Source organism: Pseudomonas sp. FDAARGOS_380, assembly GCF_002591235.1.
Classification (GTDB): Bacteria; Pseudomonadota; Gammaproteobacteria; order Pseudomonadales; family Pseudomonadaceae; genus Aquipseudomonas; species Aquipseudomonas salmasensis.
In genome coordinates this window covers 694,438-716,835 of record NZ_CP023969.1, presented here as the reverse complement: position 1 = coordinate 716,835, position 22,398 = coordinate 694,438, and the positions used below count along the sequence as shown (strand labels likewise).

General features: G+C 59.9%; 22 protein-coding genes. 16 read left to right on the top strand and 6 right to left on the bottom strand.

Translation table 11 applies throughout. The annotated features are described in order from the left end of the window. Positions 1 to 15: 15 nt before the first annotated feature. Both CRN80_RS03480 and zapE read left to right on the top strand, forming a co-directional pair. Positions 16 to 1,371 (top strand): tryptophan--tRNA ligase, encoded by a 1,356-nt coding sequence (locus CRN80_RS03480; protein ID WP_098949575.1) that lies wholly within the window; start codon positions 16 to 18, stop codon positions 1,369 to 1,371. A gap of 79 nt (positions 1,372 to 1,450) precedes the next feature. Beyond that, entirely contained in the window at positions 1,451 to 2,545 is a 1,095-nt protein-coding gene (gene zapE / locus CRN80_RS03475) for a cell division protein ZapE (protein ID WP_032893582.1), read from the top strand. Positions 2,546 to 2,675: 130 nt separating this feature from the next. Here the strand turns inward: zapE and CRN80_RS03470 are convergent, their stop codons facing one another. Then, entirely contained in the window at positions 2,676 to 3,596 is a 921-nt protein-coding gene (locus CRN80_RS03470; RefSeq protein ID WP_169855855.1) for a GlxA family transcriptional regulator, read from the bottom strand. Between the two features lie 220 nt (positions 3,597 to 3,816). Here CRN80_RS03470 and CRN80_RS03465 point away from each other — a divergent pair, with 220 nt between their 5' ends. After that, positions 3,817 to 4,953 (top strand): acyl-CoA dehydrogenase family protein, encoded by a 1,137-nt coding sequence (locus CRN80_RS03465; protein ID WP_098949574.1) that lies wholly within the window; start codon positions 3,817 to 3,819, stop codon positions 4,951 to 4,953. A gap of 127 nt (positions 4,954 to 5,080) precedes the next feature. Here the strand turns inward: CRN80_RS03465 and CRN80_RS03460 are convergent, their stop codons facing one another. Beyond that, positions 5,081 to 6,121, bottom strand: coding sequence for an NADP(H)-dependent aldo-keto reductase (locus CRN80_RS03460; RefSeq protein WP_098949573.1), 1,041 nt, complete (start codon positions 6,119 to 6,121; stop codon positions 5,081 to 5,083). A gap of 249 nt (positions 6,122 to 6,370) precedes the next feature. On the opposite strand from CRN80_RS03460, the gene rplM reads away from it, so the two are divergent. The 8 genes from rplM (at position 6,371) to CRN80_RS03420 (ending at position 12,168) form a co-directional block, all read left to right on the top strand. Further along, positions 6,371 to 6,799, top strand: coding sequence for a 50S ribosomal protein L13 (rplM, locus tag CRN80_RS03455; protein ID WP_003188508.1), 429 nt, complete (start codon positions 6,371 to 6,373; stop codon positions 6,797 to 6,799). Between the two features lie 14 nt (positions 6,800 to 6,813). Beyond that, positions 6,814 to 7,206: a 30S ribosomal protein S9 gene (rpsI, locus tag CRN80_RS03450; RefSeq protein ID WP_002555064.1), complete on the top strand. Its 393-nt coding sequence runs from the start codon at positions 6,814 to 6,816 to the stop codon at positions 7,204 to 7,206. A gap of 266 nt (positions 7,207 to 7,472) precedes the next feature. Next, entirely contained in the window at positions 7,473 to 8,066 is a 594-nt protein-coding gene (gene petA, locus CRN80_RS03445; RefSeq protein WP_003188524.1) for a ubiquinol-cytochrome c reductase iron-sulfur subunit, read from the top strand. After that, positions 8,066 to 9,277 carry a cytochrome bc complex cytochrome b subunit gene (locus CRN80_RS03440; RefSeq protein WP_003188526.1) on the top strand — a complete coding sequence of 404 codons (1,212 nt, stop codon included), beginning with the start codon at positions 8,066 to 8,068 and terminating at the stop codon, positions 9,275 to 9,277. The genes petA and CRN80_RS03440 overlap by 1 nt, the downstream gene beginning before the upstream one ends. Next, the gene (locus CRN80_RS03435) at positions 9,277 to 10,056 is read left to right on the top strand and encodes a cytochrome c1 (RefSeq protein ID WP_098949572.1); all 780 of its coding nucleotides are present in this window, start codon (positions 9,277 to 9,279) and stop codon (positions 10,054 to 10,056) included. Before CRN80_RS03440 ends, CRN80_RS03435 begins: the two co-directional genes overlap by 1 nt. A gap of 148 nt (positions 10,057 to 10,204) precedes the next feature. Next, complete coding sequence (locus tag CRN80_RS03430; RefSeq protein WP_003188529.1) at positions 10,205 to 10,822, top strand: glutathione S-transferase N-terminal domain-containing protein; 618 nt, start codon at positions 10,205 to 10,207, stop codon at positions 10,820 to 10,822. 17 nt (positions 10,823 to 10,839) lie between these two features. After that, positions 10,840 to 11,259 carry a ClpXP protease specificity-enhancing factor gene (locus CRN80_RS03425; RefSeq protein WP_003188531.1) on the top strand — a complete coding sequence of 140 codons (420 nt, stop codon included), beginning with the start codon at positions 10,840 to 10,842 and terminating at the stop codon, positions 11,257 to 11,259. A gap of 159 nt (positions 11,260 to 11,418) precedes the next feature. Continuing rightward, positions 11,419 to 12,168, top strand: a complete 750-nt coding sequence (locus CRN80_RS03420; RefSeq protein WP_003188534.1) for a FadR/GntR family transcriptional regulator — start codon at positions 11,419 to 11,421, stop codon at positions 12,166 to 12,168. Positions 12,169 to 12,309: 141 nt separating this feature from the next. Here the strand turns inward: CRN80_RS03420 and CRN80_RS03415 are convergent, their stop codons facing one another. Beyond that, positions 12,310 to 13,467 carry a phospholipase gene (locus CRN80_RS03415; RefSeq protein ID WP_098949571.1) on the bottom strand — a complete coding sequence of 386 codons (1,158 nt, stop codon included), beginning with the start codon at positions 13,465 to 13,467 and terminating at the stop codon, positions 12,310 to 12,312. Positions 13,468 to 13,700: 233 nt separating this feature from the next. On the opposite strand from CRN80_RS03415, the gene kdgD reads away from it, so the two are divergent. The 5 genes from kdgD (at position 13,701) to CRN80_RS03390 (ending at position 20,352) form a co-directional block, all read left to right on the top strand. Next, positions 13,701 to 14,612 carry a 5-dehydro-4-deoxyglucarate dehydratase gene (gene kdgD / locus CRN80_RS03410; protein WP_032893575.1) on the top strand — a complete coding sequence of 304 codons (912 nt, stop codon included), beginning with the start codon at positions 13,701 to 13,703 and terminating at the stop codon, positions 14,610 to 14,612. A 54-nt stretch (positions 14,613 to 14,666) separates the two neighbouring features. Continuing rightward, the gene (locus tag CRN80_RS03405; protein ID WP_032893573.1) at positions 14,667 to 16,112 is read left to right on the top strand and encodes an aldehyde dehydrogenase family protein; all 1,446 of its coding nucleotides are present in this window, start codon (positions 14,667 to 14,669) and stop codon (positions 16,110 to 16,112) included. 170 nt (positions 16,113 to 16,282) lie between these two features. Beyond that, entirely contained in the window at positions 16,283 to 17,647 is a 1,365-nt protein-coding gene (locus CRN80_RS03400; protein ID WP_003188541.1) for an MFS transporter, read from the top strand. Positions 17,648 to 17,657: 10 nt separating this feature from the next. Further along, a complete protein-coding gene (gene garD, locus CRN80_RS03395) occupies positions 17,658 to 19,211 on the top strand; it encodes a galactarate dehydratase (protein ID WP_003188543.1) in 1,554 nt (517 codons plus the stop codon). Positions 19,212 to 19,410: 199 nt separating this feature from the next. Further along, complete coding sequence (locus CRN80_RS03390) at positions 19,411 to 20,352, top strand: AEC family transporter (RefSeq protein ID WP_032893571.1); 942 nt, start codon at positions 19,411 to 19,413, stop codon at positions 20,350 to 20,352. Between the two features lie 118 nt (positions 20,353 to 20,470). On the opposite strand, the gene CRN80_RS03385 is transcribed toward CRN80_RS03390, so the two are convergent. Genes CRN80_RS03385 through CRN80_RS03375 form a run of 3 tightly spaced genes read right to left on the bottom strand, consistent with a single transcriptional unit; the run spans position 20,471 to position 22,328 of the window. Next, positions 20,471 to 20,854 carry a carboxymuconolactone decarboxylase family protein gene (locus CRN80_RS03385; protein ID WP_098949570.1) on the bottom strand — a complete coding sequence of 128 codons (384 nt, stop codon included), beginning with the start codon at positions 20,852 to 20,854 and terminating at the stop codon, positions 20,471 to 20,473. After that, a complete protein-coding gene (locus CRN80_RS03380) occupies positions 20,851 to 21,906 on the bottom strand; it encodes a calcium/sodium antiporter (RefSeq protein ID WP_178081032.1) in 1,056 nt (351 codons plus the stop codon). Before CRN80_RS03380 ends, CRN80_RS03385 begins: the two co-directional genes overlap by 4 nt. Positions 21,907 to 21,956: 50 nt before the next feature. Next, the gene (locus CRN80_RS03375) at positions 21,957 to 22,328 is read right to left on the bottom strand and encodes a septal ring lytic transglycosylase RlpA family protein (RefSeq protein WP_003188549.1); all 372 of its coding nucleotides are present in this window, start codon (positions 22,326 to 22,328) and stop codon (positions 21,957 to 21,959) included. Positions 22,329 to 22,398: the final 70 nt, after the last annotated feature.

Sequence of the window (22,398 nt, the reverse complement as noted above, 5' to 3'; positions counted from 1 at the left end):
GACAAGCGATCACCCATGACGACCCGTACCCGTATCCTCACCGGCATCACCACCACCGGCACGCCGCACCTGGGCAACTACGCCGGTGCGATTCGCCCGGCGATCCTCGCCAGCGAAGACGCGAATGCCGACTCCTTCTACTTCCTGGCCGACTACCACGCCCTGATCAAATGCGATGACCCGCAGCGCATCCAGCGCTCGCGTATGGAAATCGCCGCGACCTGGCTGGCCGGTGGCCTGGATGTGAACCGGGTAACGTTCTACCGCCAGTCGGACATCCCGGAAATCCCGGAGCTGACCTGGCTGCTCACCTGTGTTGCCGCCAAGGGCCTGCTCAACCGCGCCCATGCCTACAAGGCCTCGGTGGACAAGAACGTCGAAAACGGTGAAGACCCGGATGCGGGCATCAGCATGGGCCTGTACAGCTACCCGGTGCTGATGGCGGCGGACATCCTGATGTTCAACGCGCACAAGGTGCCGGTGGGCCGCGACCAGATCCAGCACGTGGAAATGGCCCGCGACATCGGCCAGCGCTTCAACCACCTGTTCGGCAACGGTAAAGAATTCTTCACCATGCCCGAGGCGCTGATCGAAGAAAGCGTGGCTACTTTGCCAGGCCTGGATGGTCGCAAGATGTCCAAGAGCTACGACAACACCATCCCGTTGTTCACCAGCGCCAAGGACATGAAGGACGCGATCTCGCGGATCGTCACCGACTCCCGTGCCCCAGGCGAAGCCAAGGACCCGGACAATTCGCACCTGTTCACCCTGTACCAGGCGTTCGCGACCAAGGCCCAGGACGCCGAATTCCGTGGCCAGTTGTTAGAAGGCCTGGGCTGGGGCGAGGCGAAGAACCGTCTGTTCCAACTGCTCGACGGCCAGCTCGGCGAAGCGCGCGAGCGTTACCACCAACTGATGTCGCGCCCATCGGACATGGAAGACCTGCTGCAGGTCGGCGCCAAGAAGGCCCGCGCTGTGGCGGCACCGTTCTTGGCCGAGCTGCGTGAAGCGGTGGGCCTGCGTTCGTTCGTCAACCAGGCGGCGGCGCCGGTCGCCACCAAGAAGAAAGCGGCAAAGGCTGCGCGGTTTGTGAGCTTCCGTGAAGCTGACGGCAGCTTCCGCTTCCGCCTGCTGGCCGCTGATGGTGAGCAACTGCTGCTGTCGCGCAACTTTGCCGATGGCAAAGCAGCCGGCGCGGTGACCAAGCAACTGCAAAGTGGTGATGCGCTGGACGTGCGCGCCGAGGCTTTGAGCTTCAGCGTGTGGCTGGACGGCGCCGCAGTCGCTGACAGCGCCGAGTACGCCGACCAAGCTTCGCGTGACGCGGCCATCGAAGCCTTGCGCGCTGCGTTAGCCCCAATCGAGGATTAACCCGACCAAGGGTTGATTGCCATTATCCAGGGCCGTCGTTACAGTGTCGGCCCGTTTTTGTTGCCTTGCTAACGAAATTATGACGCCCCTAGAACGATATCAAGCTGATCTGAAACGCCCCGAGTTCTTCCACGACGCGGCCCAGGAAAATGCCGTGCGTCATTTGCAGCGCCTGTACGAGGACCTCGTGGCGGCGTCGCAAAGCAAGCCAGGGATGTTCAGCAAGCTGTTTGGCAAGAAAGACCACACGCCGGTCAAGGGCCTGTATTTCTGGGGCGGCGTGGGCCGGGGCAAGACTTACCTGGTAGACACCTTCTTTGAAGCGCTGCCGTTCAAGGAAAAGGTACGTACGCACTTCCACCGCTTCATGAAGCGTGTGCACGAAGAGATGAAGACCCTGCCGGGCGAGAAAAACCCGCTGACCATCATTGCCAAGCGTTTCTCCCAAGAGGCCCGGGTAATCTGCTTCGATGAATTCTTCGTTTCCGACATCACCGACGCCATGATCCTCGGCACGCTGATGGAAGAGCTGTTCAAGAACGGTGTGACCCTGGTGGCCACGTCGAACATCGTGCCCGATGGCCTGTACAAAGACGGCCTGCAACGTGCGCGCTTCCTGCCGGCCATTGCGCTGATCAAGCAGAACACCGATATCGTCAACGTCGACAGCGGCGTCGACTACCGCCTGCGTCACCTGGAGCAAGCCGAGCTGTTCCACTTCCCGCTCAACGAAGCTGCGCACGAAAGCCTGAAGAAAAGCTTCCGTGCGCTGACACCGGAATGCACCCAGGCGGTGGAAAACGACAAGCTGATGATCGAGAACCGCGAGATCATCGCGCTGCGCACCTGCGATGACGTGGCCTGGTTCGATTTTCGCCAACTGTGCGATGGGCCGCGTAGCCAGAACGACTACATCGAGCTGGGCAAGATCTTCCACGCCGTGATCTTGAGTGGTGTGGAACAGATGGGCGTGACCACCGACGATATCGCGCGGCGGTTTATCAATATGGTCGATGAGTTCTACGACCGTAACGTCAAGCTGATCATCTCGGCGGAAGTCGAACTCAAGGACCTCTATACGGGTGGTCGCTTGAACTTCGAATTCCAGCGCACCCTGAGTCGCCTGCTGGAAATGCAGTCCCACGAGTTCTTGTCGCGCGGGCACAAGCCTTAAGCACGCTATAAATCAAATGTGGGAGCGGGCTTGCTCGCGAATGAGATCTGTCAGTTGATGAATAAGTCGACTGACAGTCCGCATTCGCGAGCAAGCCCGCTCCCACATTTTTTTCCGCGTTCAACCAGGGTCAGGCGGCTTGCTGGAATTGCTGCCTGTACTGGTTGGGCGACAACTCCGTGTGCTGCCTGAACAACCGCGCAAAGAAACTCGCATCGTCGTAACCCACCTCATAACTGATGGTCTTGATGCTCTTGCGGCTGCCCGAGAGCAGGCCCTTGGCGGTCTCGATACGCAGGCGTTGCAGGTAATGCAGCGGCTTGTCACCGGTGGCGGTCTGGAAGCGGCGCATGAAGTTGCGGATGCTCATGCCGTGTTCCCGGGCGACGTCTTCAAAGCGGAACTTGTCGGCAAAGTGCTCTTCAAGCCAATGCTGGATCTGCAGGATGATCACGTCCTGATGCAGCTTCTGCCCGCCAAAGCCGATACGCCCCGGTGAATAGTTGCGCTGCACCTCATAAAGAATGTCGCGGGCCACCGCCTGGGCGATGTTGGCGCCGCAGAAGCGTTCGATCAGGTAGATATAAAGGTCGCAGGCCGAGGTGGTGCCGCCGGCGCAGTACAGGTTGTCGGCGTCCGTGAGGTGCTTGTCCTGATTGAGCTGCACCTTGGGGAAGCGCTCGCTGAAGGCATTGAAGAAGCGCCAGTAGGTGGTCGCCTCCTTGCCATCGAGCAGCCCGGCTTCGGCCAGCCAGAACACCCCGGTGGCCTCGCCGCACAGCACAGCCCCTCGGGCGTGTTGTTCGCGCAGCCACGGCAGCACCTGGGGGTAGCGGGTGCACAACACATCGAAGTCGTCCCAGAAGGCCGGCAGCACGATGATGTCGGCGTCTTCGAGGCCGCCGTCCACCGGCATGATCACATCGCTGAAGCTGCGCACGGACTGGCCGTCGGGGCTGACCAGGCGCGTTTCGAACCCTGGGGTCAGGCCCAGGCCTTGCTGTTTGCCATGGCGCAGGCTGGCGAGATGGAAGAAATCCTTGGCTTGCATGAGGGTGGAAGCGAATACCCGATCAATGGCCAAAATGCTGACGCGCCGCAACGGCGTGGAGATTTGGTTAGACATAATTTCATTTATTCTTATAGGGGAAAGTGGTCACCAGACGGCTGGATCGTCTTATTTTTTGTCGCATGTGTCCAGTGTCCCGTGACGCCTTCGGGGCATAGGCTCTGTGGGCTCGTCTTTGTCCGACAATCCACACAGGTGACCCATGATCCCCAGAACCTTGTTCAGCTCGGAGCACGAACTCTTCCGTGAGAGCGTGCGCACCTTCCTCGAAAAACACGCCGTGCCCTTTCATGGGCAGTGGGAAAAGCAGGGCTATATCGACCGTAACCTGTGGAACCAGGCGGGGGAGGCGGGCATGTTGTGTTCCCACCTGCCAGAGGAATACGGCGGCCTGGGCGCGGATTTTCTCTACAGCGCTGTGGTGATCGAAGAGGTCAGCCGCCTGGGTTTGACCGGCATCGGCTTTTCCCTGCATTCGGATATCGTCGCGCCGTACATCCTGCATTACGGCAGTGAAGCGCTGAAGCACAAGTACCTGCCCAAGTTGATCTCCGGGGAGATGGTCACGGCCATTGCCATGACCGAGCCGGGCGCTGGTTCCGACCTGCAGGGCGTCAAGACCACAGCGGTTTTGGACGGTGATGAGTACGTGATCAACGGCTCCAAGACCTTTATCACCAACGGCTACCTGGCCGATCTGGTGATCGTCGTCGCCAAGACCGACCCCAAGGCCGGTGCCAAGGGTACCAGCCTGTTCCTGGTGGAAGCCGATACGCCGGGCTTCGACAAGGGTAAGCGCCTGGAGAAAGTCGGCATGAAGGCCCAGGACACCTCGGAGCTGTTCTTCCAGGACGTGCGCGTGCCCAAGCAAAACCTGCTGGGCCAGGCGGGCATGGGCTTTGCCTATCTGATGCAGGAGCTGCCACAAGAACGCCTGACCGTGGCGATTGGTGCGCTGTCCTCAGCCGAAGCGGCGTTGCAGTGGACCCTTGAGTACACCCGTGAGCGCAAGGCGTTCGGCAAGGCGATTGCCGATTTCCAGAACACCCGCTTCAAGCTGGCGGAGATGGCCACCGAGATTCAGATCGGTCGTGTTTTTGTGGACAAGTGCATGGCTATGCACTTGGAAGGCAAGCTGGACGTGCCTACCGCAGCGATGGCCAAGTATTGGGCCACCGACCTGCAATGCAAGGTGCTCGATGAGTGCGTGCAGTTGCATGGCGGTTACGGCTTCATGTGGGAATACCCGATTGCCCGGGCCTGGGCGGATGCGCGGGTGCAGCGCATTTATGCGGGGACCAATGAGATCATGAAGGAGATCATTGCGCGCGCGCTTTGATGGATCGTTCCCACGCTCCGCGTGGGAACGCCTCATGTGACGCTCCGCGTCACGACTCTGAGAGCGGACGCAGAGCGTCCAAGGCGGCATTCCCACGCAGAGCGTGGGAACGATCAGTGCGCGACAATCAAGGCGCCGGATTCGGATGATCCTTCTGAATCGCCTCAATCCCTTCCAACACTTCTTTGGACAATTTCAGGTCGGCACTGGCGATGTTGCTGTCCAGTTGTTCCAGTGAAGTGGCCCCAATAATATTGCTGGTCACAAACGGCTGCTGCGTCACAAACGCCAGCGCCATCTGCGCCGGGTCCAGGCCATGTTCCCGCGCCAGTGCCACATAGCGGCTGCACGCGGCTTCCGACTGCGGGTTGAAGTAACGGCTGAAGCGGCTGTATTCAGTCAGGCGCGCCTTGGCCGGGCGAGCGCCATTCTCGTACTTGCCACTGAGCATGCCGAACGCCAAAGGCGAATAGGCCAGCAAGCCGCACTGTTCACGTATGGCAACCTCCGCCAGGCCTACTTCAAAGCTGCGGTTGAGCAGGTTGTAGGGGTTCTGGATCGACACTGCACGGGGCCACCCGCGGGCTTCGGCCAGGGCGAGGAATTTCATGGCGCCCCACGGCGTTTCGTTGGACAGGCCAATGTGGCGGATCTTGCCGGCCTTCACCTGTTCATCCAGGGCTTCGAGCGTTTCCTCAAGTGGGGTGAGGTCGTCTTCGTCCTTGTGCTTGTAGCTCAACTGGCCGAAGAAGTTGGTGCTGCGCTCCGGCCAATGCAGTTGGTAGAGGTCGATCCAGTCGGTCTGCAGGCGCTGGAGGCTGGCGTCGAGGGCTGCGCCGATGTGCTTGCGGTTGTGGCGCAGGTGGCCGTCACGGATATAGTCGATGGTGTTGCCGGGGCCGGCGATCTTGCTGGCAAGCACCCAGTCGGCGCGGTCGCCACGGCTTTTGAAGTAGTTGCCGATGTAGCGTTCGGTGGTGGCGTAGGTGTCGGCCTTGGGCGGCACCGGGTACATTTCTGCGGTGTCGAGGAAGTTGATCCCTGCGGCCTTGGCCCGTTCGATCTGCGCGAAGGCCTCTGCCTCGCTGTTCTGCTCGCCCCAGGTCATGGTGCCCAACGCGATCGCGCTGACATTCAGATCGGTGCGGCCCAGCTGTCGGTAATCCATCGGGTACTCCTTCGGGGAAAACAATCATAAAAGCAGGTTGAATTTTTTTTCGCAATCTGCATAATTGCCCACCTCTTTCTGCAGTGGAAGTGATGCGCCGCCTGCCGAAGAATCTTGCCGTTGAACGGACGCGCCGACCCGAGCCCCCGATAGCGTCTGTATCCGGCTGCCTTTGACCTTGTCAAAGTACGCACTATTCAGTAAGATCCGCCGTCTAAATTTACAGGCGGCCCCTGAGGCTATTAAAGAATGACAACTTTTACTGCAAAACCGGAAACAGTTCAGCGCGACTGGTTTGTCGTCGACGCCGCTGGTCAGACCCTGGGTCGTCTGGCCACTGAAGTCGCCAGCCGTCTGCGTGGCAAGCACAAGCCTGAATACACCCCGCACGTTGATACCGGCGACTACATCGTCATCATCAACGCTGAGCAGGTTCGTGTAACCGGCAACAAAGCAAGCGACAAAATGTACTACCGTCACTCCGGTTTCCCAGGCGGTATCAAGTCTTCCAACTTCGAAGGCCTGATTGCCAAGAAGCCTGAAGCCCCGATCGAAATCGCGGTCAAAGGCATGCTGCCTAAGGGCCCACTGGGTCGCGATATGTTTCGCAAGCTGAAAGTCTATGCGGGCGCTGTACACCCTCATGCTGCTCAGCAGCCCCAAGAACTGAAGTTTTAACGGAATAGTTCATTATGTCGGCGACTCAAAATTACGGCACTGGCCGTCGCAAAACCGCAACCGCACGCGTTTTCCTGCGTCCGGGCACTGGTAACATCTCGATCAACAACCGCTCCCTGGACAACTTCTTCGGTCGCGAAACTGCCCGCATGGTAGTTCGTCAGCCGCTGGAATTGACCGAGACCGTTGAAAAGTTCGACATCTACGTCACCGTTATCGGTGGCGGTGTAAGTGGTCAAGCTGGCGCAATCCGCCACGGTATCACTCGCGCTCTGATGCAGTACGACGAAACCCTGCGTGGCGCTCTGCGCAAAGCTGGCTTCGTGACTCGCGATGCTCGTGAAGTTGAACGTAAGAAAGTCGGTCTGCGTAAAGCGCGTAAGCGTCCGCAGTACTCGAAGCGTTAATTCGCTTTACGTTCCACAAAAACGCCCAGCCTCCTTACGGAGCTGGGCGTTTTTTATTGCCTGCGATTTATGCACATTTTTCGCCGTGACAACTTGCCACATCCGTAGACCCCCTATACTACAAGGCCTGGAGGCGGAGCTCCGGGCAATTCCCTTGTCATACGTGGGGCTTTTCATTACCATCCGTCAAAATTTTTATAAGTAAAGATTCAACACTTAGTAGACGCCTGATTTAACAGGCCAAAAAGCTGATGGGAGAGGACTGAATGAGCAATGACGGCGTGAATGCAGGCCGGCGTCGCTTCTTGGTAGCAGCCACATCCGTGGTGGGTGCTGCAGGAGCGGTGGGGGCTGCGGTCCCGTTCGTGGGGTCATGGTTTCCCAGTGCCAAGGCGAAAGCCGCAGGTGCACCGGTGAAGGTGAATGTCAGCAAGATCGAGCCAGGCCAGCAGATGATTGCTGAGTGGCGCGGCCAGCCGGTTTTCATTGTTCGTCGTACCGAGGAAATCCTGGGGAATCTGAAGAAGATCGAAGGCCAGTTATCTGACCCGACATCCGAAAAGTCCGACCAGCCCGCCTACGCCAAGAACGAAGCGCGTTCGATCAAGCCAGAGATTCTGCTGCTGGTTGGTCTGTGTACCCACCTGGGTTGCTCACCTACCTTCCGCCCGGAAGTGGCGCCTGTCGACTTGGGCAAAGACTGGGTCGGCGGTTATTTCTGCCCGTGCCACGGTTCCCACTATGACCTCGCTGGCCGCGTCTACAAGTCCCAGCCCGCGCCCTTGAACCTGCCGGTTCCTCCTCACAATTACGAATCTGACGACATCATTGTCATTGGCCTCGACAAGGAGAACGCGTGATGAGCAAGTTCATGGATTGGGTGGATGCGCGCTTCCCCGCCACTAAAATGTGGGAAGACCATCTCAGCAAATATTACGCGCCGAAAAACTTCAACTTCTTCTACTTCTTCGGCTCCCTGGCCCTGTTGGTGCTGGTCAACCAGATCGTCACTGGCGTGTGGTTGACGATGAGCTACACGCCGTCGGCGGAAGAAGCGTTTGCTTCTGTCGAATACATCATGCGTGACGTCGAGTACGGCTCGATCCTGCGCCTGCTGCACTCCACCGGCGCATCCGCGTTCTTTATCGTCGTATACCTGCACATGTTCCGCGGCCTGCTCTACGGCTCGTACCAGAAGCCCCGTGAGCTGGTGTGGGTCTTCGGCATGTTGATCTACCTGGCACTGATGGCTGAAGCCTTCATGGGCTACCTGCTGCCTTGGGGCCAGATGTCGTACTGGGGCGCCCAGGTGATCATCTCGCTGTTCGGCGCGATCCCGGTGATCGGCAACGACCTCACCCAGTGGATTCGTGGTGACTACCTGATCTCCGGTATCACCCTGAACCGCTTCTTCGCCTTGCACGTGGTGGCCTTGCCGATCGTGATCCTGGGCCTGGTGGTACTGCACATCCTGGCGCTGCACGAAGTGGGTTCCAACAACCCGGATGGCGTGGACATCAAGAAGCACAAGGACGAGAACGGCATCCCGCTGGATGGCATTCCGTTCCACCCGTACTACACCGTGAAAGACATTGTCGGCGTGGTCGTGTTCCTGTTCGTGTTCTGCTCGATCGTGTTCTTTTTCCCGGAGATGGGCGGTTATTTCCTGGAGAAGCCTAACTTCGAACAGGCCAACGCCTTCAAGACACCTGAGCACATTGCCCCGGTCTGGTACTTCACGCCGTTCTACGCGATTTTGCGCGCAATTCCCGACAAACTCATGGGCGTGATCGCCATGGGCGCGGCCATCGCGGTGTTGTTCGTGCTGCCGTGGCTCGACCGTAGCCCGGTCAAGTCGATGCGCTACAAAGGCTGGCTGAGCAAGATCTGGCTGTGGGTGTTCTGCATTTCGTTCGTGATCCTGGGTGTACTGGGTGTATTGGCACCTACCCCTGAGCGGACGTTGCTGTCGCAGGTCTGCACCTTCCTGTACTTCGCCTACTTTATTCTGATGCCGTTCTATACCCGGCTCGAGAAGACCAAACCGGTTCCGGAAAGGGTGACTGGCTGATGAAAAAATTAATCGTTGCATTCGTGCTTGCGGCGCTGCCGCTACTGTCCTTCGCTGCCGAGCATGGCGCGGAGCTGGAAAAAGTCGATATCGATGTGTCTGACAAAGCCGCCATGCAGGATGGGCTGCGTACATTCACCAACTACTGCATGGGGTGCCACAGCGCCAAGTTCCAACGCTACGAGCGCGTTGCCGATGACCTGGGCATTCCCCATGAAGTGATGCTCAGCCACGCGGTGTTCACCGGCGCCAAGATCGGCGACCACATGAACATCGGCATGCAGCCGGCCGACGCCAAGACCTGGTTCGGCGCCGCACCGCCCGACCTCACCCTGGTGGCCCGTGTACGCGGTACCGACTGGCTCTACGGTTACCTCAAGTCCTTCTACGAAGACCCTGCGCGCCCCTATGGCGTGAACAACAAAGTCTTCCCGAACGTCGGCATGCCAAACGTTCTGGTCGGCCTGCAGGGGCGCCAGGTGGTAGGATGCAAGCAGGTTCAGGTCGTTGAAAACGGCAAGAAGCAATATGATCCGCTGACCGGCACGCCGCTGACTCATGAAGCGTGCGATCAACTGACCATCGTGCCCAAGACCGGTACGCTGAACGAAGAGCAGTTCGACGAGAAGGTCAAGAACCTGGTGACCTTCCTGGCCTACTCGGCCAACCCGGTCAAACTGCAGCATCAGCGCATCGGTACCTACGTCTTGCTGTACCTGGCTTTCTTCTTCGTATTCGCTTATTTGCTCAAGCGTGAATACTGGAAGGATGTGCATTGATCCAACCGTAAGCAATTGCTGTTAATCTTGCGCGCCCAGCGGCATCTCTGAACACGTAGCGCCGGTTTGAACCGGTCGTTACAGGGATGCTTTCTGGGCGCGCTCGTTTTTGAGCTTTCGATAATTTCAACAAGCGAGGAGGACCGCCATGGGCGTGACCAATCGGTTGGCCTGTTACTCCGACCCCGCCGACCACTATTCCCACCGAGTACGCATCGTGCTCGCAGAGAAGGGTGTCAGCGCCGAGATCATCAGTGTGGAGGCGGGCCGTCAGCCGCCGAAGCTGATCGAAGTGAACCCTTACGGCAGCTTGCCCACCCTGGTCGATCGTGACCTGGCGTTGTGGGAGTCGACCGTGGTGATGGAATACTTGGATGAGCGTTACCCTCATCCGCCTTTGCTGCCGGTGTACCCGGTGGCGCGTGCCAACAGCCGCCTGCTGATCCATCGGATCCAGCGTGACTGGTGCGGGTTGGTGGATGTGATCCTGGATTCGCGTTCCAAAGAAGCCGCTCGTGTGCAGGCGCGCAAGGAATTGCGCGAGAGCCTGACCGGCGTTTCGCCGTTGTTCGCCGATAAACCTTTTTTCCTCAGTGAGGAACAAAGCTTGGTGGATTGCTGCCTATTACCCATACTCTGGCGCTTGCCGATTCTGGGCATTGAACTGCCACGGCCGGCCAAGCCGTTGCTTGATTACATGGAGCGCCAGTTTGCGCGTGAGGCTTTCCAGGCAAGTCTGTCTGGTGCCGAACGCGATATGCGCTAAGGCTTAAGGAGCCGTTGATGAACTCCAGTCGACCTTACCTGGTCCGCGCGCTCTATGAGTGGATTGTGGACAACGATTGCACCCCGCACATGCTGGTCAATTCCGAATTTCCTGCGGTTCAGGTACCCCAGGGTTTTGCCAGTGACGGGCAAATTGTGCTGAACGTATCGCCCAGTGCCGTGCGCCACCTGCACATGGACAACGAAGCGGTGAGCTTCGAAGGGCGTTTCGGCGGTGTGCCCCATACGCTGTTCGTGCCCATCGGTGCCATCCTCGGGATCTACGCCCGGGAAAATGGCCAGGGCATGGTGTTCGATCTGGAGTCGCCTTTAGAGGATGACGAAACGATCGAAGGCGAAGACGGTGATGATGTACCGCCACCGGATGCCGAGCCGCCGCGCCCTAGCGGTCGGCCAAGCTTGAAAGTGGTGAAGTAAGCGGATTTCGCTTACAGACCCATCTAGAAAATGCCTCGACATCTGTCGGGGCATTTTTTTTGCGTGAAGGATATGGATGAAAGTCGCGCCAGAACGGTGATCGTACAACCACCATGGGCTATGATGCGGTCTTTAGTTCGTCGAGAAAGATGGTTCATCATGGAAAACGCCAGCGCCGCCCCACGTCTTCCCCGCAAGCGCCGCAGCCTTGCCCAGGAATTGGTCACGGTGTTGTCCGAGCAGATCCGCGATGGCCAGCTCAAACGCGGCGACAAGTTGCCCACCGAGTCGGCGATCATGGACGCCCATGGCGTCAGCCGTACCGTGGTGCGTGAAGCCATCTCGCGGTTGCAGGCGGCAGGGCAGGTCGAGACTCGCCACGGTATCGGCACCTTCGTGCTGGACACGCCAAGCCCCAGCGGTTTTCGCATAGACCCGGCCACCGTGGTGACCTTGCGTGATGTGCTGGCGATTCTGGAGCTGCGTATCAGCCTGGAAGTGGAGTCTGCGGGCCTTGCGGCCTTGCGTCGCAGCGATGAGCAGTTGGCGGCCATGCGTGCGGCCCTCGATGCCTTGAATGAAAGTGCGGCCCACGCTGGCGATGCGGTGGCGTCGGATTTTGCCTTTCATCTGGAAATTGCACTGTCTACCGGTAACCGCTACTTCACCGACATCATGACCCACCTGGGCACCAGTATCATTCCGCGTACTCGCCTGAATTCGGCCCGTTTGGCCCATGATGATCAACAGCATTACATGAGCCGCTTGAGCCGCGAACACGAAGAAATCTATGAGGCGATTGCCCGCCAGGATTCGGATGCGGCACGCGCGGCCATGCGCCTGCATTTGACCAACAGCCGTGAGCGGCTGCGCCATGCCCATGAAGAGGCAGAGGCACAGCGCGGCTGATCGTTCCCACGCTCCGCGTGGTAACGCCTCTATGGACGCTCCGCGTCCCGATGCGCGTGGATTTTCAAGCCCTACGCAGGGTGACGCGGAGCGTCACAGGCTGTATTCCCACGCAGAGCGTGGGAACGATCATGCCAGCCGTTAGTTGGCGGGTTGATTGGGCTTGTAGTCCTTAAGCAGCAAGTACGTACTCCACCCCCACCAATCATTGGTCCAGTGCTTGTCGTTCAAATCGTTGACGTCCTTGCGCCGCAGTACCTTGTCCCCCTCCATCTTGAACAGCGGCGAGAAGTTATTTGCCGGGTTTTGCGCGGCGTTCAGGTCGGGCACATACAGCGGTGCCTTGAACTCGGCCGGGGAGGGTGCGATGCCGCTGATGAAGGTTTCGAAGATCTCATCGGCCGAGGCCTGTACGGCCCCTTTGACCTGCACGCGATTGTCGGCGTCGATGTTGTCGAAGTAGCGTTTGTCGCCGTAGGCATGCCACTGAGCGCCCATGGCATTGCGCACCTTGAGCCCGAATTTACTGTCTTCATCGTGCATGAAGCGGCTGATCAGCGAGCCGAGTTCTCCTGGCGTCACCACTGCCGCCAGTTGTTTGCGCGGTACCCGCAGGTGGCCGGCGGAAAACAGGTCGGTCAAAAAGTGATCGGCAAAGCTGTTCATGGCGTAGGCCAATTCCAGGGCCTGGTCGGTGCCGGTCTGGTGGGCCACCACTGCTTGTTGCAGTGCTGCCGTATGGCCGGCCATGTAGGCGGACAAGGCCCACTCACCGAAGTGGTCGGCGTTGTCCGCTGCCAGCTTCAGGTAGCGGCCCAGCGGCACGAGTGCCGAAACAGCGCTGCCGCCGCCGGTGATGCGGTTCCACTCCTCGGACAACGTATCACCCAGGGCGTCGTAGGCTTCGTGCGGCTGTTTGCCTTTCTTGATCGCCTGGTTGACGGCGTTGATCTCCTTTTGCATCACCGCCAGGATCTTCTGCGCTTCTTGCCGTGAAGCGGGCAACACGGCCAGGGAGTTGAAGGCCGCGGTGAAGCGTTGCACGCGCTCGGCCGGGGAGCTGCCATCGCTGATCGGTTGGCCGGGGATGCCATAGAAGTCGCCGCCCAGGGCGATCACCTGGCCATAGGTCAGCGCGAGCCCGTTGGGCAGGTGCAGTTCGACTTGGCGCGCAGGGATGGCCGGGGCGTCCTTGCTGAAGCGAAGCAGGGTGTCATCGCCGATGGCGGTGTGTTCACCGCCTTCGAAGCGCAGGGTTGGCGGAGTTTTTTCGGGTGCTGCGAGTTCAAGACCTGACATGTTAGCTCCTTGCTATGTCGTGGGAGTCTTCCTTAATAACTGTATGTATATACAGTTATCTGGATCATAGGTGAGAAATTTCCTACGTCAAGAGCCGCGTCTTAAGCCTTCGCCGGATTACACCGGATGAATTGCAGTTGACGAATTTATTTATAGTTGTACGATGACGTACGACATCATCAAAACCAACAACAACCTTTCGTAAGAAAGTCTTCGCCCAGGGTGTTCGAATAATGAATCCACAAGAACTGAAGTCCATCCTCTCCCACGGTCTGCTGTCTTTCCCGGTGACCGATTTCAACGCCCAGGGTGATTTCCACCAGGCGGGTTACATCAAGCGCCTGGAATGGCTGGCCCCTTATGGCGCCAGCGCCTTGTTCGCCGCGGGTGGCACAGGTGAGTTTTTCTCCCTGGCGGCCAGCGAATATTCCCAGGTGGTGAAAACCGCTGTGGATACCTGCGCGTCCAGCGTGCCGATCCTGGCCGGTGTGGGCGGTGCCACCCGCCAAGCCATCGAGTACGCTCAAGAGGCCGAACGCCTCGGCGCCAAAGGGTTGCTGCTGCTGCCGCACTACCTCACCGAAGCCAGCCAGGACGGGGTTGCCGCCCACGTTGAAGCGGTGTGCAAGTCGGTCAAGATCGGCGTGGTGGTGTACAACCGCAATGTCTGCCGCCTGACCGCACCATTGCTGGAGCAACTGGCCGAGCGCTGCCCTAACCTGATCGGCTACAAGGATGGCCTGGGCGATATCGAGTTGATGGTGTCGATCCGCCGTCGCCTGGGCGACCGTTTCAGCTACCTGGGTGGTTTGCCGACTGCTGAGGTTTACGCCGCGGCCTACAAGGCCCTGGGCGTGCCGGTGTACTCCTCGGCGGTGTTCAACTTCATCCCCAAGACGGCGATGGATTTCTACCACGCCATTGCCCGCGAAGATCACGCCACCGTCGGCAAGATCATCGACGACTTCTTCCTGCCGTACCTGGATATCCGTAACCGCAAGGCCGGTTACGCGGTGAGCATCGTCAAGGCCGGTGCGAAAATCGTCGGTTATGACGCCGGCCCTGTGCGTACGCCACTGACCGACCTGCTGCCGGAAGAGTACGAAGCCCTCGCTGCGCTGATCGACAAGCAAGGCGCGCAATAAATTATCCACAAGGCCGCTGAGCAATCAGCGGCCTTTTGCGTCAGGAGAAGATTCGTGTCCCAAGCAAAGCGTTTTGAGAACTACATCAATGGCGAATGGGTAACCGGCGCCGACTACTGCACCAACATCAACCCGTCGGATGTGTCCGACGCCATTGGCGAATATGCCAAAGCGGACGTGGCCCAAGTCAACGCGGCCATCGACGCTGCCCGCGCCGCGTTCCCGGCGTGGTCCACCTCCGGTATCCAGGCGCGTCACGATGCGCTGGATAAAGTCGGCAGCGAGATTCTCGCCCGTCGCGAAGAACTCGGCACCCTGTTGGCCCGCGAAGAGGGCAAGACCCTGCCCGAAGCCATTGGCGAAGTGACCCGCGCCGGCAATATCTTCAAATTCTTCGCCGGTGAGTGCCTGCGCCTGTCGGGCGATTACGTGCCTTCTGTGCGCCCGGGCGTCAACGTTGAAGTAACCCGCGAAGCCCTCGGTGTGGTGGGCCTGATTACCCCGTGGAACTTCCCGATTGCCATCCCCGCGTGGAAAATCGCCCCGGCGCTGGCCTACGGCAACTGCGTGGTGATCAAGCCTGCCGAACTGGTGCCGGGCTGTGCCTGGGCCTTGGCGGAAATCATCTCCCGCGCCGGCTTCCCCGCCGGTGTGTTCAACCTGGTGATGGGCAGTGGCCGTGTGGTCGGCGACGTGCTGGTCAACAGCCCGAAAGTCGATGGCATCAGTTTCACCGGGTCTGTGGGCGTTGGGCGTCAGATTGCCGTCAGCTGTGTCTCGCGCCAGGCCAAGGTGCAGTTGGAAATGGGTGGCAAGAACCCGCAGATCATTCTCGACGATGCCGACCTCAAACAGGCTGTCGAGCTGTCGGTACAGAGTGCGTTTTACTCCACCGGCCAGCGTTGCACCGCGTCGAGCCGCTTGATTGTCACTGCGGGAATTCACGACCAGTTTGTCGCGGCCATGGCCGAGCGCATGAAGTCGATCAAGGTCGGCCACGCGTTGAATAGCGGCACCGACATTGGCCCGGTGGTGTCCCAGGCCCAGTTGGATCAGGACATGAAATACATCGACATCGGCCAGAGCGAAGGCGCCCGGCTGGTGAGCGGCGGCGGCCTGGTCACCTGCGACACCGAAGGCTATTACCTGGCGCCCACACTGTTTGCCGACAGTGAAGCGGCGATGCGCATCAGCCGTGAAGAGATCTTCGGCCCGGTGGCCAACGTGGTGCGCGTGGCGGACTACGAGGCGGCGCTGGCCATGGCCAACGACACCGAGTTCGGCTTGTCGGCGGGCATCGCCACCACCTCGCTCAAGTATGCCAACCACTTCAAGCGCCACTCCCAGGCTGGGATGGTGATGGTCAACCTGCCGACGGCGGGGGTGGATTACCACGTTCCATTTGGTGGCCGTAAGGGTTCATCCTACGGTTCGCGTGAGCAAGGTCGCTATGCGCAAGAGTTCTACACCGTGGTGAAAACCAGCTACATCGGTTCGTAACACGCAGCACCCTGTGGCACCGGCTTTATGTGGGAGCTGGCTTGCCTGCGATAGCATCACCTCGGTCTCGCTGACACACCGAGGTGCCTGCATCGCGGGCAAGCCCGGCTCCCACAGGAAAACAAAAAATCATTACCCGCAAAAAAAATAATTAGTGGGAGTACTTCTACATGCAAGCGACCAAGCCGACCCACGTCCGCTATTTGATCCTGCTCATGCTGTTCCTGGTGACCACGATCAACTACGCCGACCGGGCCACCATCGCTATCGCCGGCTCCAGCCTGCAAAAAGACCTCGGCATCGACGCGGTCACCCTCGGTTATATCTTCTCTGCATTCGGTTGGGCCTACGTGGCCGGGCAAATTCCCGGTGGCTGGCTGCTCGATCGTTTCGGCTCGAAAAAAGTCTATGCCTTGAGCATCTTCACCTGGTCGCTGTTCACCGTGCTGCAAGGCTATGTCGGTGAGTTTGGCGTCTCCACTGCAGTAGTCGCGCTGTTTATGCTGCGCTTCATGGTGGGCTTGGCCGAGGCGCCGTCGTTTCCGGGAAATGCCCGTATTGTTGCGGCGTGGTTTCCTACGGCTGAACGCGGCACTGCGTCGGCGATCTTCAACTCGGCCCAGTACTTCGCCACCGTGCTGTTCGCGCCGTTGATGGGCTGGATCGTCTATCGCTTCGGCTGGCAGCACGTGTTTATCGTGATGGGCGTGATCGGCATTGTGTTCTCGCTGATCTGGCTGAAAGTTATCCACAGCCCGCGCCAGCATCCGATGATCAACGAGGCCGAGTTCAATCACATCGCCGCCAATGGCGCGATGGTCGATATGGACCAGGACAAGGGCAAGGGTAAGAAAACCGACGGGCCGAAGTGGGATTACATCCGCCAGCTTCTGACCAACCGCATGATGCTCGGCGTCTACCTGGGCCAGTACTGCATCAATGGCATCACCTACTTCTTCCTGACCTGGTTTCCGGTGTACCTGGTGCAGGAGCGGGGCATGACCATCCTCAAGGCTGGTTTCATTGCTTCGTTACCGGCGATCTGCGGCTTTATCGGCGGGGTGCTGGGCGGGGTGATTTCCGACTACCTGCTGCGCAAAGGCCATTCGCTGACCTTCGCGCGCAAGGCGCCGATCATCGGTGGCCTGCTGATTTCCAGCAGCATCGTGGCCTGCAATTACGTGGATATCGAATGGATGGTGGTGGGCTTCATGGCCTTGGCCTTCTTCGGCAAAGGCGTTGGCGCACTGGGTTGGGCGGTGGTGTCCGACACCTCGCCAAAACAAATCGCCGGGCTCAGTGGCGGCTTGTTCAACACCTTCGGTAACCTGGCGTCGATCACCACGCCGATTGTGATTGGCTACATCATCAGCACCACCGGCTCGTTCAAATGGGCGCTGGTGTTTGTTGGCGCCAACGCGCTGGTGGCGGTGTTCAGTTACCTGGTGATTGTCGGCCCGATCAAGCGCGTGGTGCTCAAGGAGCCGCCTACCCAGGGCCCTGAGTTGACCAACCTTTCTCAAGCGCATTCCTGAGGTTCGTGTGATGCAGTTGATTGAACATGCCGACTCGCCGCGCTCGATCCGTTTGCACGAGCGCGACAATGTGGTGATCGTGGTGAACGATCAAGGGGTACCCGCCGGTACCGAGTTTCCCGACGGCCTGGTCACCGTGGATTTCATCCCGCAGAGCCACAAGGTGACGCTGGAAGACATCCCCGAGGGCGGCCAGATTATTCGCTACGGCCAGACCATCGGTTATGCCCTGGCACCGATTCCGCGCGGCAGTTGGGTGCAGGAGGACCAGTTGCGCATGCCCACCGCACCACCGCTGGACAGCTTGCCGCTGTCCACCGAGGTGCCTGAAACCCAGGCACCCCTGGAGGGGTTTACCTTCGAGGGCTATCGCAACGCGGACGGCACCGTGGGCACGCGCAATATCCTCGGCATTACCACCACCGTGCAATGCGTTACCGGCGTGCTGGACCATGCGGTCAAGCGCATCAAGGACGAGTTGCTGCCCAACTACCCGCATGTCGATGACGTGGTGGCGCTGACCCACAGCTACGGCTGCGGCGTGGCGATTACGGCGACGGATGCCTACATCCCCATCCGCACGGTGCGCAACCTGGCGCGTAACCCCAACCTGGGCGGCGAAGCCTTGGTGATCAGCCTGGGCTGCGAAAAGCTCCAGGCCGGCCAGGTGATGCACGACAACGACAGCTCCGTGGACCTGAGCGAGCCATGGTTGTATCGCCTGCAGGATTCCAGCCACGGCTTTACCGAAATGATCGAGCAGATCATGGCCCTGGCCGAGGTGCGCTTGAAGAAACTCGACCAGCGCCGCCGCGAAACCGTGCCGGCCTCCGAGCTGATCCTGGGCATGCAGTGCGGCGGCAGCGATGCGTTTTCCGGCATCACCGCCAACCCGGCGCTGGGCTATGCCTCGGACCTGTTGCTGCGCGCCGGCGCGACGGTGATGTTTTCCGAAGTGACGGAAGTGCGCGATGCGATTTACCTGCTGACTTCACGCGCGCAAAACGAAGACGTTGCCCGTGAGTTGGTCAGGGAAATGGACTGGTACGACCGTTACCTGGCCAAGGGCGAGGCGGACCGAAGCGCCAATACCACGCCGGGTAACAAGAAGGGCGGGCTGTCGAACATTGTCGAAAAATCCTTGGGCTCCATCGTCAAATCCGGCAGCAGTGCGATCAATGGAGTACTTGGCCCTGGCGAGCGCTTCAAGGAAAAGGGCCTGATCTTCTGCGCCACACCGGCCAGTGATTTTGTCTGCGGCACCTTGCAACTGGCGGCGGGGATGAACCTGCACGTGTTCACCACCGGGCGCGGCACGCCTTACGGGCTGGCGATGGCGCCGGTGGTGAAGGTTTCGACCCGCACCGAGCTGGCCCAGCGTTGGCCGGACCTGATCGATATCGACGCCGGGCGCATTGCCACGGGGCGCGCGAGTATCGAGGAGCTGGGCTGGGAGCTGTTCCACTTCTATCTGGATGTGGCCAGCGGCAAGAAGCAGACCTGGGCGGAGCGGCACAAGCTGCATAACGACATCACGCTGTTCAACCCGGCGCCCATTACCTGAGACTCGGCGCTAACCCTGTAGGAGCGAGCTTGCTCGCGAAAAACGCCAACGATAACGCGTGTTAACTGAATGAACGCGGCGCCTGGGAGTTTCTCGCGAGCAAGCTCGCTCCTACATTTGAAGTGCGTTGCCCACACGAACCCGCTCGTACTGGCTTATCATTAGCCAACTAACGACGCCCACCAAGGTTCTCCCCGGCATGCTGGCAATCTTCCTCACCACCCTCACCATCACCGCGCCGGTGTTCGCCATGCTGTTCCTGGGCGTGTTTCTAAAGCGCATCAACTGGATCAACGACAATTTTATCCACACCGCATCGTCCCTGGTGTTCAACGTGGCCATGCCGGCGCTGCTGTTCCTGGGCATTCTGCATGCCGACCTGCACTCGGCGCTCAAGCCGGGGCTACTCATCTACTTTTGCGTCGCCACCCTGGTGAGCTTTGCCATGGCCTGGGGCTGGGCGATCTTTCGTTGCAAACGCGAAGACCGAGGCATCTACGCCCAGGGCGCGTTTCGTGGCAACAACGGGGTCATCGGCCTGGCGCTGGCAGCCAGTATGTACGGCGACTACGGCATCTCCCTGGGCGCGATCCTCGCCGCGCTGGTGATCCTCTTTTACAACACGCTGTCGACCATCGTGCTGGCGGTGTATAGCCCGGTGATCAAGTCCGACCCGTGGAGCATCTTCAAAAGCGTAATGGCCAACCCGCTGATTATCAGCGTGATCGTCGCCACGCCGTTCGCGTACTTCCAGATCGGCGTGCCCGGTTGGCTTGAGAAATCCTTGCAGTACCTGTCCGACACCACGCTGCCGTTGGCATTGATTTGCATCGGTGGCACCTTGTCCATGGCCGCGCTGCGCAAGAGCGGCAACATGGCCTTGAGCGCAAGCCTGATGAAGATGATCTGGCTGCCGGTGATTGCCACCCTGGGCGCGTGGTTGCTGGGGTTCCGAGGGCCGGAGTTGGGGATTCTGTTCTTGTATTTCGGCGCACCGACTGCGGCCGCGAGCTTTGTGATGGCTCGGGCGGCGGAAGGGAATCATGAGTTGGCGGCGGCGATTATCGTGATCACCACGCTGATGGCGGCTGTGACCACGAATATCGGGATTTTTGTGTTGCAAGCGGGTGGCTGGATCTAAGTTTTGCGCGGTCTTCAGGGCCATTCGCGAGCAAGCCCGCTCCCACATTCGACCGCATTCTCATGCTGAAACTCGGACAAATGTGGGAGCGGGCTTGCTCGCGAAGGCGATCGGGCAGTCACTGCTGATCGGCTTGATACGCCTCAATCACTTCCTGCGCCGCCCGAAACGCATCAATCGCCGCCGGCACCCCGGCATACACCGCGCAATGCAGCAGCGCTTCGCGAATCTCCTCGACCGTACAGCCATTATTCAGCGCACCGCGCACATGGCCCTTGAGTTCCTGCGGGCACTTGAGAGCGGTGAGGGCGGCGAGGGTGATCAGGCTGCGGGTCTTGAGTGGCAAACCTTCGCGGTTCCAGACGCTGCCCCACGCGTGCTCATTGACGAAGTCCTGCAGCGGTTGGGTGAACGCTGTGGCATTGCCCAGGGCGCGGTCGACGAATACATCGCCCATGACCTGGCGACGCACTTCAATCCCGGGCTTTTTCTGATCGGTCATTGCGATTCCCTCTTGTGTTGGCGGTGCCAGGCGCGCAGTGAGGTGAACAACAGCAGAGCGCCTAACGCCGGCAGGACGTAATACAGCATCAATTGTTCAAGCTTGTTGGCCAGCGGCATGCCAGTGGTGAAGGCCATGACATGCAGGCCGTAGGCCAGGTACAGCCCCAGCAACACCAGCCCTTCGATGCGCGTTACCCGGTAACCGGTATAAAACACCGGCAGGCACAGGATGATGGCGCCGAGCATCACCGGTAAATCGAAGTCCAGGGCATTGGGCGAGACCGACAGCGGCGTCGGCGCCACCAGGGCGGTAAAGCCCAGCACGCCGAGCAGGTTGAACAGGTTGCTGCCGATCACGTTGCCCACGGCAATCTCCCGTTCGCCACGCAAGGCGGCGATCAGCGACGTGGCCAGGCACGGCAGCGAGGTGCCGACGCCGATCAACGTGAGGCCGATGACGCGCTCCGACAGGCCCAGGTCGCCCGCCACGTCCACCGCTGCGCCGAGCAACAAATGCCCGGCCAGCACCAGCACCAGCAAGCCGCCGAGCATCAGCAGCACACTGCTCAGCCATGGCGCTTTGGCAACGGTGTCGAGGGTGCGCGGGCGGCGGGAGTGGCGTGTCTGGTAATGCAATACGCCCAGGTAGGCCACCAGTGCCACCAGCAGCACGGCGCCATCGAAGGGCGTCAGCATTTCATTGGCGGCCAGGATAAACACCAGCAGGCCGGCGACGATCATCACCGGGATATCCACGCGCACCAGCTGCCGCGAGACCCGCAGCGGAATGATCAGTGCGGACAAGCCCAGGGTCACGAGGATATTGAAGATGCTGCTGCCAATGACGCTGCCTACGGCAATGTCCGTGTTGCCAGCCAGCGTGGCCTGCAGGCTCACGGTCATCTGTGGCGCACTGCTGCCGAAGGCGACGATACTCAAGCCGATGATCAGTGGCCGCACCTTGAGGCTCGCCGCCAGGCGCACCGCGGCGCGTACCAGGATTTCAGCGCCGACGATCAGCAAGATCAGGCCGCCCACCAGTTCGAGCAGGCTCCAGGGCGATAGGGCGTTCAATCCGAAAATGCTCAAGGCTGCCTCGATCAGTTGTTCAGGGCTTGCACGCGAACCCGCGCGGTGCCGCTGCTCAGCATGCGCAGTTGCTCGGCAGCCTTGCGTGAAAGGTCGATCAGGCGCCCACGGGTATGCGGGCCGCGATCATTGATACGCACCACGACAGAACGGTTGTTGTCGAGGTTGGTCACCTTGACCTGGGTGCCGAAGGGCAGGCGCCGATGGGCGGCGGTCAAGGCGTTCTGGTTGAAAGGTTCACCGCTGGCAGTTCTCTTGCCATGGTGCTTGGCGCCGTAATAGGACGCGGTGCCGGTTTCGTCGTAGCCGTTGGGGTCGATGAGGCCGCTGGCGCAACCGGCCAGCAGGGAGGACAGGGCCAGGAGGCCGAGTAGACGCTTCATTTCAGATATGCCCCGGTAGCAAATGTGGGAGCGGGCTTGCTCGCGAATGCGGTAGAACATTCAACATATA